A 17,548-nucleotide genomic window follows, 5' to 3' on the forward strand; every position below is an offset into this window, starting at 1 on the left:
AATAAAGGAATGAGGATCCGAAGTGGAAATCACTTCGGCTTTTTAGTGGTTTTTATACTTTTATACACTGTTTATGTAAAGATATATAAACCTTCCCATTTTGTGATAAAATAACTTTACAATTGATTAGATGAAGTAGGTGAAAGATTTATGAAGTTAATGGTTAAGGCACCAGCTAAAATAAACTTGTCCCTTGATGTATTACATAAGCGTACGGATGGTTATCATGAAGTTAAGATGGTCATGACAACAATTGATTTAGCAGACCGTATTGAGCTTTCGGAGCGTGAAGATGGTCGAATCGTTATTTATTCACATAATCGTTTTGTTCCTGATGATCAGCGGAATTTAGCATATCAAGCTGCACAGCTGCTTAAAAAGCGTTGCAAAGTGGACAAGGGTGTCAATATCTTAATTGATAAGCAAATCCCTGTAGCGGCTGGTTTAGCAGGAGGAAGCAGTGATGCAGCAGCTACCCTTAGAGGGCTGAACCAATTGTGGGACTTAGGTTTGTCTCTAGATATGCTTGCAGAGCTTGGAGCAGAAATTGGGTCTGACGTATCGTTTTGTGTGTATGGTGGCACAGCCCTTGCAACAGGAAGAGGAGAAGTAATTGAACATATTGAAGCACCTCCAAACTGCTGGGTGATTTTAGCAAAGCCAGAAATAGGTGTATCAACAGCAGATGTATATCGCAATTTAAAGGTGCAAAATGTGAGTCATCCTAATGTAGAAGGGATGATTGAAGCAATTGAAGCAGGAAATTATAGGGAAATGTGTAAATTTGTAGGGAATGTATTAGAAGAAGTAACGTTAAAGATGCATCCGGAAGTTTTATTAATTAAAGAACAAATGAAGCGATTTGGAGCAGACGCAGTTCTCATGAGCGGTAGCGGACCAACGGTTTTTGGACTTGTACAGCATGATTCTCGTATGCACCGTATTTATAACGGCTTACGAGGTTTCTGTGATAAGGTATACGCTGTCCGGCTTATTGGAGAACGAATAACGCTTGAATAAATACGTATATTAGTGTTATATTTATAATAAAATATTCGGATTTTAGGGAGGAAGTTATGAAGTTTCGACGTAGTGGACGTTTAATTGATATGACGAATTATTTCATTCAAAACCCTCAGCGCCTTATTCCTCTGACATATTTTGCAGATAAATATAACTCTGCAAAATCATCTATAAGTGAAGATATGGCGATTATAAAGCAAACTTTTGAACAACAAGGTATTGGTACGCTTGTTACTTTACCAGGGGCAGCTGGTGGCGTGAAATTTATGCCAAAGATGTCAAATGAAGAAGCAAGTCAACTTGTTGAAGAGTTATGTGGGATGATTGAAAAACCAGAGCGACTATTACCCGGTGGATATTTATATCTCACAGATATTTTAGGAGACCCTCGTGTTGTAAATAAGATTGGTCGTCTATACGCATCTTTATTTGCTAATCGCAAAATCGATGTAGTTATGACTGTGGCAACAAAAGGAATTCCAGTTGCTTATGCAGTAGCACAATACTTAGATGTACCGGTTGTGGTAGTAAGAAGAGATAGTAAAGTAACTGAAGGTTCAACGGTAAGTATTAATTACGTATCCGGTTCTTCAAAGCGTATTCAAACCATGCTGTTAGCCAAGAGAAGCCTAGCTGTAGGGTCGAACGTTTTAATTATTGATGATTTTATGAAAGCAGGCGGAACAGTTAATGGGATGATTAGCTTGCTTGAAGAGTTTGATGCAACAGTTGCGGGAATTGGAGTTTTAGTTGAATCAGAAGACATTGAAGAGCGTCTAGTAGATGAATACATCTCTCTTGTACAACTGAAAGATGTTAACATAAAAGAGAAACATATCAGCGTACAGGAAGGGAACTATTTAAAATATATTTAAGGTTGGGGGAGGAAGTAATCATGTTACAAGTTCAAACAAAGCAAGCGCCACAGGCTATTGGACCTTATTCTCAGGGAATTGTTGTTAATAATTTATTTTACAGTTCAGGGCAAATTCCTTTACGTCCAGATGGAACGCTAGTTGAAGGGGATATTAAAACACAAACTGAACAAGTATTTCAAAACCTTAAAGCAGTTTTAGAAGAAGCTGGTGCTTCACTGAATACGGTAGTAAAAGCAACTGTATTTATTAAGGATATGGATAATTTTGCTGACCTTAATGAAGTATATGCACAATACTTTGGTGATCATAAACCTGCGCGTTCATGTGTAGAAGTAGCAAGGTTACCAAAAGATGTTTTGGTTGAAATTGAAGTAGTTGCGCTAGTAAAAGGATAAATTAACTAACTAAAACCAAATTATTTCCAATTGTTCACTTTTTTTGCGAAAATTTTCTAAAAACTTTTCTGTAGAAGCAGGAAAAACAAAAATTCCGTGGAATTTATGTAGTAAAGCTTCGCATAGGAAAAGGTGGTGAACAAAATGGAAGTAACTGACGTTAGATTACGCCGCGTAAACACTGAAGGACGTATGAGAGCGATTGCTTCAATCACATTAGATGGTGAATTTGTTGTTCATGATATTCGAGTGATTGATGGTAATAACGGCTTGTTTGTAGCAATGCCAAGTAAACGTACACCTGATGGTGAGTTCCGCGATATTGCACATCCAATTAATTCTAATACTCGCGGAAAAATTCAAGATGCTGTTTTAGCAGAGTATCATCGATTAGGTGAACTAGAAATTGAATTTGAAGAAGCGGGTGCTTCATAACATATGATAGATTAAAAGCCTACTTGACGGTAGGCTTTTTATTTTGTCCGTCTCTTCTATCCATAAACTTTCTTCATTATAAAAATTTAACAAAATTTTAAAATAAAATGAATGACTTTCGAATGATTTCTTGAAATGAGGTCATTTTTGATATAATATTCTTAATGGATAAAAAGGTAAAATTGGAGGCCTGTTATGTCAAAAAGATATGCAGTCATATTGGCAGCTGGTCAGGGTACACGTATGAAGTCATCTTTATATAAAGTGTTACACCCTGTGTGTGGAAAACCAATGGTACAACATGTAATCGACCAAGTGTCAAATGTTTCATTAAGTAAATTAATTACTGTTGTAGGCCATGGTGCCGAAAAAGTGAAATCACATGTTGGAGATAAAAGCTTATTTGCTTTGCAAGAAGAGCAATTAGGAACAGCTCATGCAGTCATGCAAGCAGAATCTTTACTTGCACATGAAAAGGGTACGACAATTGTTGTTTGTGGTGATACGCCACTTATTACAACGGAAACAATCGAAGCGTTGCTCAAGCATCACGAAGAGACAAATGCAAAAGCAACAATTTTAACAGCTCATGCTCAAGATCCAACTGGATATGGGCGAATTATTCGCAATAGCTCTGCCTCAGTTGAAAAGATAGTTGAGCACAAGGATGCAACTGAACAAGAGAGAGCAGTAAAAGAAATTAATACAGGTACGTATTGCTTTGATAATGAAAAGCTATTTGAGACGCTTTCAAAAGTATCAAATAACAATGTTCAAGGTGAGTATTACTTGCCGGATGTGATTGAGATTTTGAAAAATGAAGGGGAAATCATTTCAGCTTATCAAACAAGTGACTTTGCTGAAACATTAGGTGTAAATGATCGCTTTGCGCTTTCACAAGCAGAAGAAACAATGAAGAAACGTATTAATAAGAAACATATGTTAAATGGGGTAACAATCATTGACCCATCTAACACATATATTTCAGCAGATACAGTCATTGGACGCGATACGGTTATTTATCCAGGAACAGTAATTCAAGGTGCTGTATCCATCGGTGAAAACTGTGAAATCGGACCTAACAGCGAAATCAAAGATTGCCAAATCGGACATAATACATCTATTCGCCATTCAGTCGCTCATAATAGTGAAATTGGTCAATCCGTAACGATTGGACCATTCGCGCATATTCGTCCACAATCTATGATTGATGATGAGGTAAGAATAGGAAATTTTGTCGAGATTAAGAAAGCATCATTTGGTAAAGGAAGTAAAGCTTCACATTTAAGTTATATTGGGGATGCAGAAGTAGGTCAGAATGTAAACTTGGGGTGCGGATCAATTACCGTTAATTACGATGGGAAAAACAAATTCTTAACTAAGATTCAAGATGGTGCATTTGTTGGTTGCAATTCAAATTTAATTGCACCAGTAACGATTGGAGAAGGCGCTTATGTAGCCGCTGGATCTACCGTTACAGACGATGTGCCGGGTAAAGCTTTATCAATTGCTCGTGCAAAACAAGTTAATAAAGAGAACTACGCTGAAAAGCTTGATATTAATAAAAAATCCTAACGGAGGTTTTACAACAAAATGCCAAATGTATATGCTGATGAAAATTTGAAATTGTTTACGTTAAATTCTAATAAGGCTTTAGCTGAACAAATTGCTAAGGTGATTGGTGTTGAATTAGGAAAGTGTTCTGTAGATCGCTTTAGCGACGGAGAAGTTCAAATTAATATTGAAGAAAGTATTCGTGGTTGCGATGTATTTATTATTCAATCAACAAGTGCCCCTGTTAACGAACATTTAATGGAGTTACTTATTATGATTGATGCTTTAAAACGTGCATCTGCTAAAACAATTAACATCGTAATTCCCTACTACGGTTACGCTCGCCAAGACCGTAAAGCACGTGCTCGTGAGCCAATCACAGCTAAATTAACAGCAAACCTTATTGAAAAAGCTGGTGCGACTCGTATCATCACATTAGATCTGCATGCTCCACAAATTCAAGGTTTCTTTGACATTCCAATTGATCATTTAGTAGGTGTTCCAATCTTAGGTGAATACTTTAAGAGTAAAAACCTTGATGACGTTGTCATCGTGTCTCCAGACCACGGTGGTGTAACACGCGCACGTCGTTTAGCAGAACGTTTAAAAGCACCAATTGCTATTATTGATAAGCGTCGTCCACGTCCAAACGTTGCGGAAGTAATGAACATTGTTGGTCAAGTAGAAGGCAAAACGGCAATTTTAATTGACGATATGATCGATACAGCTGGTACCATTACATTGGCAGCAAATGCACTTATTGAGTCAGGTGCAAAAGAAGTATATGCATGTTGTACACATCCAGTCCTATCAGGACCTGCAATTGAGCGCATCCAAAATTCTAAAATTAAAGAATTAGCAGTTACAAACTCGATTGCACTAACAGAAGAAAAGAAAATTGACAAAGTAACAGAGCTTTCAGTTGCTCCTTTAATGGCTGAAGCAATCATTCGTGTTCATGAAGAGGAATCAGTGAGCACACTATTCGATTAATTTGTTGAAAAGAAGCTTCTCTCCTTGTGAGAGAAGCTTCTTTTTTATTGTAATCATAGCACTAATACAAATTAATTTGATTTTGAGGTTTAATCATTTTCTAATTAGGGTAGATTTTAATATAGAAAACATACTGGAAGGTGAAGAATATGAGTATTTCAATTCAGGCAAAAGAAAGAACGAGCTTTCAAAACTCTGTAAATAGAAAAATTCGTGAAGAGGGTAATTTTCCAGCAGTTGTTTATGGTAATAAAGTAGAACCTACGTCAATTTACTTAAATAGCGCTGAGTTTATTAAAACAATTCGCGAAGCAGGTCGAAATGGCGTATTAACGTTACATGTAGGCAAGAACAAACATTCAGTTATCTTGCATGAAATTCAAACTGATCCATTAAAAAACGAAATTGTACACGCGGATTTCCAAGTTGTTGATATGTCTGTAGAAATTGAGTCTACGGTTACTTTATCGTTAGTTGGGGAAGCTAAAGGTACAAAAGAAGGCGGCGTGTTACAGCAGTCCCTATACGAAGTAACAGTGCAAGGTTTACCGCAGGATATTCCATCATCAATTGATGTAGACGTAACTGAGTTGGGGGTTAACGATGTATTAACCCTACAAGATGTAAAAGTAGATGGTAAAATTGAAATTACACAAAGTCTTGAAGAGCCAGTTGCTTCAGTACTACCTCCACAACAAGAAGAATTACCTGATAGTGGAGAACAACAAGGTGATGAAGAAAATCAAGAAGTAGAAGCAACAGAACAAAAAGACAAAGAATAATACAAAGGCGTAACCAAAAGGTTACGTCTTTTATGATGAATTGATTATAATAAGAAGGGTAGAGTGTTTAAAGAGAAAGGAGCATTTCGTTGAAATTAATTGTTGGATTGGGTAACCCTGGAAAAGAATATGATCAAACACGTCATAACATCGGTTTTATGACAATTGACGAACTTGCAGATTACTTTGATATTAAGTTGGATCGCACAAAATTTAATGGACTTTATGGCATGGGAATGGTGCGAGGAGAAAAAGTTCTTTTATTAAAGCCATTAACATATATGAACCTCTCGGGAGAAAGCATTCGTCCGCTTATGGAATATTATGACATCGATGTGGAAGATTTGCTTGTTATTTATGATGACTTGGATTTGCCTTGTGGAAAAATACGCTTGCGAACAAAAGGCAGTGCAGGTGGTCATAATGGAATTAAATCAATTATTCAGCACTTAAAAACACAAGAATTCAACCGTGTTCGCATTGGCATTGATCGTCCTAAAAATGGCATGAAAGTTGTAGACTATGTACTTGGAAGGTTTACATCTGAAGAGATGATTGAAATGAATGGAGCCATGGAGAAATCGGTTAAAGCTAGTGAAGAGTGGTTATCTAAACCGTTCTTAGAAGTAATGAATCGATATAATTAACAGGAATAAAGCTCTCTCTAAATGCTAATACTAACAATAAAACATTTAGGAGGGCTTTATTCTGTCTATTCATTATTTCTGTAGACATTGTCATGCAAAAGTCGGTATGATAGAAGGGAAAGAATATAGCACAGAAAAACTAGGCTTTCATCATTTGACAGCTGATGAAAGGCAAGAGCTAGTTCAATACCAAGCGAATGGCGATTTAATTGTCAAAACAATTTGTGAAGATTGCCAGGAGGCTTTAGATCGAAACCCAGACTATCATCAGTATGAAACATTTATACAATAAAAAGCTTTGGTTATATACCAAAGCGTTTTTCTATTTACTTACATAGCAACATGGGAGGAGGGAATTCCTTGAGAGGGATTATACAACGTTTCGTTGAAAATGGTGAAATAAATACAATTGTTAATAGCTTAAAAGAAGGTCTAAAAGAACAATTAATAACGGGAATTTCTGGTTCAGCACGTTCAGTTTTAATGGGGCTACTGAATGAAAATGAAGGTTATCCGTTGTTAGTGGTTACTCATAACTTATTTCAGGCTCAAAAGGTGTATGAAGATTTAGTACATCTTTTACCGAACAAAGATGTGTTTCTCTATCCAGTTAATGATCTTGTAGCAACAGAAGTAGGAATTGCTAGCCCAGAGTTAAAAGCACAAAGGATTGAAGCATTAAACCATTGGAGCCATAAACAATCTGGTATTGTTGTAACCACTGTATCAGGAGTAAGAAAAATTCTTCCACCTAAAGCTAGGTGGGAACAAACTCAGTTAATATTTCAAAATGGTCATGATATTGATGTTGACCACTATTTGCAAAAGTTAATTCAGTTGGGATATGAACGAGTGTCAATGGTTTCAGCTCCAGGAGATTTTAGCGTACGTGGGGGAATTATTGATGTTTACCCACTGACAGAGGAACTTCCTGTTCGAATTGAGCTTTTTGATACGGAAATTGATTCTATTCGTACTTTTACGCTTGAAGATCAACGTTCTCAAAAGCAGTTAGATAAAATTAGTATTGGACCTGCTACAGAGTTTATTTTCTCAGAGGATGAGTTAAAAGATGGAACAGTGGAACTTGAAAAGCGTTTAAGTGATAGTTTAGCCAAAGTAAAAGATAAAGCAATAAAGGAAAAGCTGATTGAAAACATTCAAGGGGAAATTGAACAGCTAAAACAAGGACAAACATTAGACAATATGTTTAAGTATTTGTCTCTGTTCTATAAACAGCCCGCTAGTTTGCTAGATTATCTTCCAGAAGGTGGAGTTGTTTTTTTTGATGAGACAACTCGTATCCAAGAGACGTCTGAACAACTTGATAGTGAAGAAGGCGAATGGGTAACGGAGCTGCTGGGACAAGGTCAGGTTGTACGAGATGTACAGCTTTCGCATCCGCTTGCAGGATTAATTCAATCAACGCCACATCAGCTAATTTACACATCGTTATTTCTAAAACATGTTTCATATACAAATCCACAAAATATCGTGACTATTTCATATAAGCAAATGCAGCAGTTCTATGGGCAGATGAATTTATTAAAAGGCGAAATTGAACGATGGAAAAAAGCAAACTACACAATTGTTATGCTTGGAGCAGATCGTGAGAGAGTTACCAAACTAGAGAGTGTATTAGCTGATTATGATATTGAAGCAGCTATTTTAGACGGCGATGGCCAGTTAATGCCAGGGATTGTTCAAGTCATTGAAGGGGATCTTCAGGCTGGGTTTGAACTTCCAATGCAAAAGCTAGCGGTATTAACAGAAGAGGAACTATTTAAAAAGCGTGTAAAAAAGACAAAGAGACGCCAAAAACTATCTAATGCAGAGCGTATTAAGAGTTACTCTGAATTAAATGTTGGCGACTATGTCGTACACGTGAATCACGGAATTGGTCGCTATTTAGGTATGGAAACTCTTGAGATAAATGGAAATCATAAAGACTATATCCATATTAAATATGAAGGCTCTGATAAATTATATGTTCCTGTTGAACAAATCGACCAAGTGCAAAAATACGTTGGCTCCGAAGGCAAAGAGCCAAAAGTATACAAACTAGGCGGTAATGATTGGAAGAAAGTGAAGCGTAAAGTAGAATCTTCTGTCCAAGATATTGCTGACGATTTAATTAAACTGTATGCAGAGCGTGAAGCCAGCAAAGGATACGCTTTTTCTCCAGATGGAGACCTACAGCGTGAATTTGAACTTTCATTCCCGTACCAAGAAACTGAAGATCAACTGCGCTCTATCCAAGAAATCAAAAAGGATATGGAAAAAGAGCGTCCAATGGATCGCTTACTATGCGGTGACGTTGGGTATGGGAAGACGGAAGTCGCTATTCGTTCTGCTTTTAAAGCGGTCACAGATGGTAAGCAAGTCGCAATACTCGTGCCAACAACGATTTTAGCTCAACAGCACTTTGAAACGATTCGAGAAAGGTTTCAAGACTATCCGATTAATATTGGGCTCTTAAGTCGCTTTAGAACTCGAAAGCAACAGCAAGAAACAATTAAAGGTTTAAAGGACGGTACGGTTGACGTCGTAATTGGAACCCATCGTTTATTATCAAAAGATGTGATATACAAAGACTTAGGACTACTAATTATTGATGAAGAGCAACGTTTTGGTGTAACTCATAAAGAGAAAATTAAGCAAATGAAAGCAAATGTAGACGTGCTAACGCTGACTGCTACGCCAATTCCACGTACACTGCACATGTCAATGCTAGGTGTAAGGGATTTATCAGTCATCGAAACGCCGCCTGAAAATCGTTTTCCAGTTCAAACGTATGTAGTAGAGTACAATCCTGTATTAGTACGTGAAGCAATTGAGCGTGAACTAGCGCGAGATGGCCAGGTATACTTTTTATATAATAGGGTTGAAGATATTGAGAGGAAAGCTGAAGAGATTTCGATGTTAGTACCCGATGCTCGCGTAACGTATGCTCATGGTAAGATGAATGAAACGGAATTAGAAGCTGTTATTTTAAGCTTCTTAGAAGGCGAATATGATGTGTTAGTTAGTACGACAATTATTGAAACAGGTGTTGACATTCCAAATGTTAATACGCTTATTGTTAATCATGCAGATAAAATGGGATTATCGCAGCTGTATCAGCTCAGGGGGCGTGTAGGTCGTTCTAACCGCGTTGCGTATGCATATTTCACATACCACAAAGATAAAGTATTGACAGAAGTCGCTGAGAAAAGGCTACAAGCAATTAAAGAGTTTACCGAGCTTGGTTCAGGGTTTAAGATTGCGATGCGCGACTTATCTATTCGTGGGGCTGGAAACCTTCTAGGTGCACAACAACATGGATTTATTGACTCAGTTGGTTTTGATTTATATTCTCAAATGCTTAAAGACGCCATTGAAGAACGACGCGGCACAGATGAGCAGAAAAAGAAAATACAGGTTGAAATTAATCTAGACCTAGACGCATATATACCGGATCAATACATTACAGACGGGCGTTTAAAAATTGAAATGTACAAGCGTTTCCGTGCTATTGAAACATTTGATGATATTCAAGACTTACAAGATGAGATGATTGATCGTTTTGGTGAATATCCAGTTGAAGTGATGCATTTATTTACGGTAGCTGAAATAAAAGTATATGCCAATACGAACCTAGTGGAATCCATTACTCAATCAAAGCAAGACGTTACGATTTTATTATCTGAAGAAGCTAGCTCTACTGTAGACGGTCAAAAATTATTTATGTTAGGTAATGAGTTTGGCAGAATGGTCAGCCTAGGTATGGAAGGTAAAAAAGTGAAGGTTGTTATTAATACAAAAGAACTTGCACAAAAAGAATGGCTGAAAATTGTTCACCATTTAACGCGTGATTTAGCAAAAGTTAAGAAGGAACAAGTTCCAAATTAAAAAACAAAACCATTTGTCGCTGACAAATGGTTTTGTTTTTTGAGAAAAAGGGAACTTTTTAACAAAAAAGAGATGGTTGGTGAATAGAAGTTGCATAGTAACGAATACTAACCTCAACACCGGTGAATGATTAATGAATTATTTCACTCATTCACCTACTATTTTTAATCATCAGATGAAAGAGAGGCTTTAATCAATGAAAGCAACAGGTATTGTTCGTCGTATTGATGATTTAGGGCGTGTCGTAATTCCAAAAGAAATTCGAAGAACGCTCCGTATTCGTGAAGGCGATCCATTAGAGATTTTTGTTGATCGTGATGGAGAAGTCATTTTGAAAAAGTATTCACCAATCAGCGAGTTAAGTGATTTTGCTAAAGAATATGGTGAAGCTCTTTACGATAGCCTAGGTCATCCCGTATTAATTTGTGATCGCGATACATTTATTGCTATTGCAGGTATTTCAAAAAAAGAGTATTTAAATAAAAATATTAGTTCTCTAGTTGAATCTACAATGGAAAGTAGAAGCTCAACTTTAGTGAAAGAAGGCAAAAGCTTAGAGTTTGTTGATGGGCATGAAGAAGAAATTTCATCTTATACAATTGGTCCAATTATTGCGAATGGAGACCCGATTGGAGCGGTAATTCTCTTCTCAAAAGAGAAATCCCTTGGTGAAGTAGAGCATAAAGCGGCTGAAACTGCTGCAGGTTTCTTATCTCGTCAAATGGAGCAATAAGCGACAGATCTAATCAATGTTATTTTAATTTATCTATGAAAAGACAGCAGAACTGCTGTCTTTTTTCTATGTGGTTTTTTCTGTAAAACACATAAAGAGCACGCAATGAGAACGTGCTATAATATAAAAGTCTTACAATACCAGGTTAACTGCATATGCCTTTAGAGGTTGATATTGCAAGGTCATCATAAAGAATTGGTATAATACGAAAGGTGTCATGATGCAGAAGAAATCAAATGTTTTAATGTTACTAAATGGCGCTGTTATCTTAACCTTAGCTGGTCTTTTTACAAAGATATTAAGCGCTAGTTACCGAATTCCATATCATCATATTGCAGGTGATGTTGGGTTTTATATTTATCAACAAGTATATCCTTTATACGGGATTATCTTACAAATTAGCACGTATGGATTTCCCGTCATTATTTCAAAACTGGTCTCAGAACATGTGGCGAATAATGAAAAAAAACAAGCTATCCAGGTTATTCAAGTCAGTTTTGTGTTTTTGAGCATGTTAAGCCTCATGCTGTTCGGTATTCAGTATGGGTTTGCAGAGAATATTGCGACCTTAATGGGAGATAAAGAGTTAACGCTATTAATTCAAATTATTTCATTTTCATTTTTATTTGTTCCATTTGTCGCAAGCATTCGAGGATACTATCAGGGGTTAAATGAAATGCTCCCAACAGCTGTGTCTCAAGTATCAGAACAAACGCTTCGCGTAGCAACAATTTTACTGTTATCTTTTCTGCTCGTTAAAAATAACTACAGTCCTTATATAGTAGGCGCAGGCGCAATATTTGGTTCAGTTGTAGGTATTACTTTTTCATTAATGGTACTCATTTTCTTTTTATTTCGAAGTCGTGTAGTTACTACATGGAGTTTCTCGAAACAAACGTTTACAGGGGCAGTTCCTATTTTAAAAAAGGTAGCCATTCAAGGCATAATCATCTGTATTAGTGGGATGGGGTTGCTATTAATTCAACTGATTGATTCCTTTACCTTATATCCTTCTCTTCTGACAAGCGGAATTGACGCTGAAAAAGCTAAGGGAATGAAAGGTATTTATGACCGAGGCGTGCCTTTAATTCAGCTTGGAACGGTTGTTGGAACAGCATTCTCACTTTCACTTGTTCCGGTTATATCTTCAGCTATCGCTCAAAATGATTGGGCATTTGTAAAAAGTAAGGTTAACGTTTCAATCAAGCTTTCGTTGGTTGTTGGTGTCGGTGCATCTTGTGGACTAGCGGGCTTAATGGAACCAATTAACCACATGTTATACGGGAACATTGAAGGTTCGCAAGTCCTTAAAATGTTAAGTATGCTCGTTATTTTTACAACGATATCTGCTACTATAGCCGCTGTACTGCAAGGGATTGGTCGAATGAAAGCACCTGCATACGCCATTTGTATCGGTGTGGTTATCAAAACCCTGCTTAATTTGTGGCTTGTTCCTATTATGTACACAGAAGGGGCCGCGATTTCGTCTGCTATTAGCTTCTTAGTTATTACCGTTATGAACAGCATATTTTTGTATAAAGTACTTGGCCCAAAAAACAAGCTCATTCGTCATGCGGTAAAAATTATAGCAGTCGGTCTCTTAATGGTAATGGTATTAAGAGGGTATTTGTGGACAATGAATGGTATACTAGATGCACATTCAGTCAGTAGAGGATTAAATGTGGGTATTGCACTATCAGGTGTTATGTTTGGTGGCCTTTTTTATTTAGCTTTAATTATCAAAAGCAGCATTTTTACCAAAAACGAATTAAGAGACGTTCCCCTAGGAAAGTGGCTCATAAAATACATCTTATAGTTTAACTAGAACATGAAGGAGGATTCCATGACTAATAAAATAACCATTGTTGGTTTAGGTGCAGGAGATCTTGACCAGCTTCCAGTAGGAATTTATCGTTTATTAAAACAAAATCAGAGCGTGTTTTTAAGAACGAAAGAGCACCCAGCTGTGAGAGCATTAGAAGAAGAAGGTTTTTCTTATCAATCTTTTGATGGTGTCTATGAATCATTTGATTCATTCGATGATGTATACGAAAGTATTACAAAGCAACTGTTAGAACAAGCTAAGAATGGCAATGTTCTTTACGCTGTTCCAGGTCATCCTCTAGTTGCTGAAAGAACAGTTCAGCTGTTACTGCAAAACGAAGAAGGTATTGAAATTGATGTGAAAGGTGGACAAAGCTTTCTAGATCCTATTTTTACGTCATTGAAAATTGACCCAATTGAAGGCTTTCAGCTTTTAGATGGCACTGCACTACATCGTGATGAGCTAAGGTTGCAACAGCATATTTTAATAGGGCAGGTGTATGACCAGTTTGTAGCTTCTGATGTAAAGCTTACACTAATGGAGCAGCTGCCAGATGAATATGAAGTATACATTGTAACAGCGGCAGGTAGCTCAGATGAGCATATTAAAAAAGTCAAACTGTATGAGCTTGATCATGGAATGGAGCTCAATAATCTAACAACGGTTTATGTTCCACCTGTAAAAGACTCTGCATTGTTATATCACCAATTTGAAGAATTTCGCCGTATTATTGCGATACTGAGAGGGCCAAATGGGTGCCCATGGGATAAAAAGCAAACGCATGAATCGTTAAAGCGTTATTTAATTGAAGAAGCTTATGAGCTACTAGATGCTATCGATCAACAAGATGACGACCATATTGTTGAAGAGCTAGGAGATGTTCTGCTACAAGTAATGCTACATGCTCAAATTGGTGAAGATGAAGGAATGTTTACCATTGAGGACGTCATTTCTACCGTAGCAGAAAAAATGGTTAGGCGTCATCCACACGTGTTTAGCAACGTAAAAGCCGATAATGAGGAAGAGGTTCTTCAAAACTGGGATGAAATTAAAAAGCAAGAAAAAGGGGAAGAACCTTCTTCATTATTAGATGATGTACCGTCTACCATGCCTAGCTTGATGAGAGCATATAAATATCAAAAGGCAGCTGCCAAAGTCGGGTTTGATTGGGAAACGATTGAGCCGATGTGGGATAAAGTAAAAGAAGAGCTTCAGGAATTTGAAGAAGAAGTGCAGGCGGAGAATCTGGAAGAGATGAGCAATGAGTTTGGCGATCTTTTATTTGCGTTAGTAAACGTATCTCGCTACTACAAAATTGATCCGGAAACCGCATTAGCTAAAACGAATGAGAAATTTGGTGCGCGTTTTCGCTATATTGAAGAGCAGGTAAAGAAATCTGGTCAATCATTTGCAAACTTTACATTAGAAGAGTTAGACCAATTTTGGAATGAAGCAAAAAAAATAGGTTTGTAATAAAGAAAGGTGAGGGAACTATGAGATTAGATAAGTTTTTAAAGGTATCTCGTCTAATTAAACGTCGTACGTTAGCAAAAGAGATTTCAGACAAAGGAAGAATTTCCATTAACGGAATTGTTGCAAAGGCAAGCTCAAACGTAAAAGTAGGTGATGAGTTAGCTATTCAATTTGGGACAAAGATTGTGACAGTAAAGATAGAAGCCCTTCAAGAAAACGCTAAGAAAGAAGAAGCTGCTAACTTATACTCTTTAGTAAGAGAAGAAAAAGTATCAAACTCATAAAACAGTTAGGACATCTGTGAGCTTGTTCTAAACTTCATTCTCACTTCATATGTTTAAACCAAACGTAATGAAGAGCTTAATAATGAGGTGGGGATGAAGATGAGTCAATTTTACGAAATGGGCAGTGCAAATAAAGATCAAACTCCAAATCATGATTTAGTAATGAAGGGGAGACGCCTCTTAGATATTACCGGAGTCAAGCAAGTAGAGAGTTTTGACAATGAGGAATTTTTGCTTGAAACTGTGATGGGGTTTTTATCTGTACGTGGTCAAAACCTTCAAATGAAAAATTTAGATGTTGAAAAAGGAATTGTATCGATAAAAGGAAAAATCTTTGATATAGTTTACTTAGATGAGAACCAGTCGGAGAAAGCTAAAGGATTCTTTAGTAAGTTGTTTCGATGAGCCTTAATATACAATTCTATACTATGCTTGCGATGATTTCGATGGGTGGATGTGTTGGAGCATCATTGGATACATATCGCTACTTTGTAAATCGGGCTCAAACAGTAAGGTGGTTCGTCTTTATTAGCGACTTACTGTTTTGGGTAGTTCAAGCACTACTCATCTTTTATGTGTTGTTTTTAGTTAATGAAGGTGAGCTAAGATTTTATGCATTTCTTGCTTTATTATGCGGATTCGCAGCTTATCAGAGCTTAATTCAATCCATTTATTTAAAAGTTTTAAAATTTATTGTTTCAAGTGTGTTAGCCGTTTATCGAGCTTTACTAACGATTCTTACTATTATATTGGTCAAGCCTGCTCGAATGCTGTTAAGGTGTATAAATGCCTTGGGCTTATTATGTTATCGCTTTGGATACGGCCTTGTTTCATTTATACTAAAGGTAATTTTTGTACCAATAAGATGGGTATTCTTAATTTCTTGGAGAATCATGCCTAAATCTGTAAGACGATTTCTACAGAGGTGTTTTACGTATTTAGAAGGAATTTTTCAACGTGTAAAGAATACCATAATGAGAGCTGTATCATGGTTAAACACTTTTAAAAATAAGGAGGACGACTAGGTTAATGAGTGCTGAACGCAAGAAAAATGTAACAAAGTTAAATACAGAATATAGTCAACAGCAACAAAATCTTAAAAAACAAACAGATCGAAAGCGCATTGGCTTAATTAGACGTCTAACTTTCTTTGGTGTTTTGGCTCTACTTATTGGTATAGGTATTGTTACAACGTTGATTACTCAAGCATCAGCTATCGAAAATAAAAAAGCTGAAAAAGAAAAGTTAGAACAACAGTTAACAAAGCTTGAAAGCAAGGAAAAGCAACTTGAATCTGAAATTGTTAAATTAAATGATGATGAGTATATTAAAAAAATTGCGAGAAGAGATTACTTCTTATCAGAAGACGGTGAGATTATCTTTAACATCAAAAAAGACTAAATCCAAGGTGCGTTGACAGCATATTTTCGCTTTTTGTATAATAGAGTAAATTGATTTCTTTTATCATTTTAAGGAGGAGCATTTTTTTTATGTCAATTGAAGTAGGCAGCAAGTTACAGGGAAAGGTAACAGGTATTACAAACTTTGGAGCTTTTGTGGAGCTTCCAGGGGGAACAACAGGCTTAGTTCATATTAGTGAAGTGGCTGATAACTATGTAAAAGACATTAACGACCATTTAAAAGTCGGCGATGAAGTTGAAGTAAAAGTTATTAACGTAGAGAAAGATGGCAAGATTGGTCTTTCAATTAAGAAAGCTGTAGAGCGTGCAGAACGCCCAGAACGTCCAGAGCGACCAGCGCGTGCACCACGTTCTGACAGACCTCGTGACTCACATCGCCCACAGCGTAATAATCGCGGTGGTGGTAATGACTTCCGTTCAAAAGAAACGTTTGAGCAAAAAATGAATCGTTTCTTAAAAGATAGTGAAGAACGTTTATCTTCCCTAAAACGCCATACAGAATCAAAACGTGGCGGACGCGGCGCGAAACGCGGCTAACTTGCTGCTTATCACGTTATAGATAGCGAGTTCTAGAAAGCACCTTCAGTGAAGGTGCTTTTTTTGCATATAAAAAAACATGTACAATGATGTACATGTTTTTGGATGACCCGTACGGGATTCGAACCCGTGTTACCGCCGTGAAAGGGCGGTGTCTTAACCACTTGACCAACGGGCCTTTATAATAAGTAGCGGCGGAGGGGATCGAACCCCCGACCTCACGGGTATGAACCGTACGCTCTAGCCAGCTGAGCTACACCGCCATAAATTCTTTATAAAAGACATGTATAATAATATAAAAATCCTCATTGGTTGTCAATAACATTTTTTAAAATAATGGCAAACCACTAGTGTTGCATTAATTTAAATTAACTATTAAAAAGACTCAAAATCTTCAATTTTATTATTTTAGGCAAACAAAAAGTCCTTTATAATGGAAATAGATGGTGGTAACCCGTCCAAATCCACTAATAAAGGACCAAACTTATGGACAAGATTACACGAAAAACTTCATTTGGACAATGGTTTTCACCAATTAATCTTCAATTATTAGAAGATAACGTGAAAACATTGAAATTAGATTACTATACGAAAAAATTAACGACAGAATCATTCCTTAAATTATTACTTTTTGCACAGCTAGTAGAAATTGAAAGTCTACATGCATTGGGCGATAG

19 protein-coding genes and 2 tRNA genes are annotated in these 17,548 nt (G+C 36.8%); 19 read left to right on the forward strand and 2 right to left on the reverse strand.

The features are described 5' to 3' along the window. Window positions 1-150 precede the first annotated feature (150 nt). The 18 genes from ispE to AS180_RS14980 all read left to right on the forward strand — a co-directional run bounded on the left by ispE (window position 151) and on the right by AS180_RS14980 (window position 16,871). On the forward strand, window positions 151-1,020 hold the full coding sequence (gene ispE, locus AS180_RS14895) for a 4-(cytidine 5'-diphospho)-2-C-methyl-D-erythritol kinase (protein WP_062687045.1): 870 nt from the start codon (window positions 151-153) through the stop codon (window positions 1,018-1,020). 56 nt (window positions 1,021-1,076) lie between these two features. Beyond that, window positions 1,077-1,898, forward strand: coding sequence for a pur operon repressor (purR, locus tag AS180_RS14900; RefSeq protein ID WP_025909822.1), 822 nt, complete (start codon window positions 1,077-1,079; stop codon window positions 1,896-1,898). Between the two features lie 20 nt (window positions 1,899-1,918). Beyond that, window positions 1,919-2,296 (forward strand): RidA family protein, encoded by a 378-nt coding sequence (locus tag AS180_RS14905; RefSeq protein WP_025909823.1) that lies wholly within the window; start codon window positions 1,919-1,921, stop codon window positions 2,294-2,296. A gap of 144 nt (window positions 2,297-2,440) precedes the next feature. Continuing rightward, complete coding sequence (gene spoVG, locus AS180_RS14910; RefSeq protein ID WP_025909824.1) at window positions 2,441-2,731, forward strand: septation regulator SpoVG; 291 nt, start codon at window positions 2,441-2,443, stop codon at window positions 2,729-2,731. A gap of 195 nt (window positions 2,732-2,926) precedes the next feature. Next, window positions 2,927-4,306: a bifunctional UDP-N-acetylglucosamine diphosphorylase/glucosamine-1-phosphate N-acetyltransferase GlmU gene (gene glmU / locus AS180_RS14915; protein WP_025909825.1), complete on the forward strand. Its 1,380-nt coding sequence runs from the start codon at window positions 2,927-2,929 to the stop codon at window positions 4,304-4,306. An 18-nt stretch (window positions 4,307-4,324) separates the two neighbouring features. Next, complete coding sequence (locus AS180_RS14920; RefSeq protein ID WP_025909826.1) at window positions 4,325-5,278, forward strand: ribose-phosphate diphosphokinase; 954 nt, start codon at window positions 4,325-4,327, stop codon at window positions 5,276-5,278. Between the two features lie 149 nt (window positions 5,279-5,427). Next, window positions 5,428-6,060 carry a 50S ribosomal protein L25/general stress protein Ctc gene (locus tag AS180_RS14925; RefSeq protein WP_025909827.1) on the forward strand — a complete coding sequence of 211 codons (633 nt, stop codon included), beginning with the start codon at window positions 5,428-5,430 and terminating at the stop codon, window positions 6,058-6,060. An 89-nt stretch (window positions 6,061-6,149) separates the two neighbouring features. Further along, window positions 6,150-6,707 (forward strand): aminoacyl-tRNA hydrolase, encoded by a 558-nt coding sequence (gene pth / locus AS180_RS14930; RefSeq protein WP_025909828.1) that lies wholly within the window; start codon window positions 6,150-6,152, stop codon window positions 6,705-6,707. A 61-nt stretch (window positions 6,708-6,768) separates the two neighbouring features. Then, the gene (locus AS180_RS14935; protein WP_025909829.1) at window positions 6,769-6,999 is read left to right on the forward strand and encodes an anti-sigma-F factor Fin family protein; all 231 of its coding nucleotides are present in this window, start codon (window positions 6,769-6,771) and stop codon (window positions 6,997-6,999) included. A 68-nt stretch (window positions 7,000-7,067) separates the two neighbouring features. After that, complete coding sequence (mfd, locus tag AS180_RS14940) at window positions 7,068-10,598, forward strand: transcription-repair coupling factor (protein ID WP_025909830.1); 3,531 nt, start codon at window positions 7,068-7,070, stop codon at window positions 10,596-10,598. 196 nt (window positions 10,599-10,794) lie between these two features. Beyond that, window positions 10,795-11,331, forward strand: coding sequence for a stage V sporulation protein T (gene spoVT, locus AS180_RS14945; protein WP_025909831.1), 537 nt, complete (start codon window positions 10,795-10,797; stop codon window positions 11,329-11,331). 217 nt (window positions 11,332-11,548) lie between these two features. Then, window positions 11,549-13,147, forward strand: coding sequence for a putative polysaccharide biosynthesis protein (locus tag AS180_RS14950; RefSeq protein WP_226372976.1), 1,599 nt, complete (start codon window positions 11,549-11,551; stop codon window positions 13,145-13,147). Window positions 13,148-13,174: 27 nt separating this feature from the next. Continuing rightward, complete coding sequence (locus AS180_RS14955; RefSeq protein ID WP_025909833.1) at window positions 13,175-14,629, forward strand: bifunctional methyltransferase/pyrophosphohydrolase YabN; 1,455 nt, start codon at window positions 13,175-13,177, stop codon at window positions 14,627-14,629. A 20-nt stretch (window positions 14,630-14,649) separates the two neighbouring features. After that, window positions 14,650-14,913, forward strand: a complete 264-nt coding sequence (locus tag AS180_RS14960; RefSeq protein ID WP_025909834.1) for an RNA-binding S4 domain-containing protein — start codon at window positions 14,650-14,652, stop codon at window positions 14,911-14,913. A 99-nt stretch (window positions 14,914-15,012) separates the two neighbouring features. Further along, window positions 15,013-15,318 (forward strand): sporulation protein YabP, encoded by a 306-nt coding sequence (gene yabP / locus AS180_RS14965; RefSeq protein WP_025909835.1) that lies wholly within the window; start codon window positions 15,013-15,015, stop codon window positions 15,316-15,318. Continuing rightward, window positions 15,315-15,938, forward strand: coding sequence for a spore cortex biosynthesis protein YabQ (gene yabQ / locus AS180_RS14970; protein ID WP_025909836.1), 624 nt, complete (start codon window positions 15,315-15,317; stop codon window positions 15,936-15,938). The genes yabP and yabQ overlap by 4 nt, the downstream gene beginning before the upstream one ends. Before the next feature lie 4 nt (window positions 15,939-15,942). Then, the gene (locus tag AS180_RS14975) at window positions 15,943-16,314 is read left to right on the forward strand and encodes an FtsB family cell division protein (RefSeq protein ID WP_025909837.1); all 372 of its coding nucleotides are present in this window, start codon (window positions 15,943-15,945) and stop codon (window positions 16,312-16,314) included. Between the two features lie 89 nt (window positions 16,315-16,403). Continuing rightward, on the forward strand, window positions 16,404-16,871 hold the full coding sequence (locus tag AS180_RS14980; RefSeq protein WP_025909838.1) for a S1 domain-containing RNA-binding protein: 468 nt from the start codon (window positions 16,404-16,406) through the stop codon (window positions 16,869-16,871). A 106-nt stretch (window positions 16,872-16,977) separates the two neighbouring features. On the opposite strand, the gene AS180_RS14985 is transcribed toward AS180_RS14980, so the two are convergent. Together AS180_RS14985 and AS180_RS14990 are read right to left on the reverse strand one after the other, a co-directional pair. Continuing rightward, window positions 16,978-17,049, reverse strand: a tRNA-Glu gene (locus AS180_RS14985). A gap of 11 nt (window positions 17,050-17,060) precedes the next feature. Next, a tRNA-Met gene (locus AS180_RS14990) sits at window positions 17,061-17,134 on the reverse strand. A gap of 223 nt (window positions 17,135-17,357) precedes the next feature. On the opposite strand from AS180_RS14990, the gene AS180_RS14995 reads away from it, so the two are divergent. After that, the coding region (locus AS180_RS14995; RefSeq protein ID WP_139109208.1) for a DUF4372 domain-containing protein at window positions 17,358-17,548 on the forward strand (191 nt) is incomplete at its 3' end.

It is taken from the genome of Priestia veravalensis, assembly GCF_001457055.1.
GTDB classification, from domain to species: domain Bacteria; phylum Bacillota; class Bacilli; order Bacillales; family Bacillaceae_H; genus Priestia; species Priestia flexa.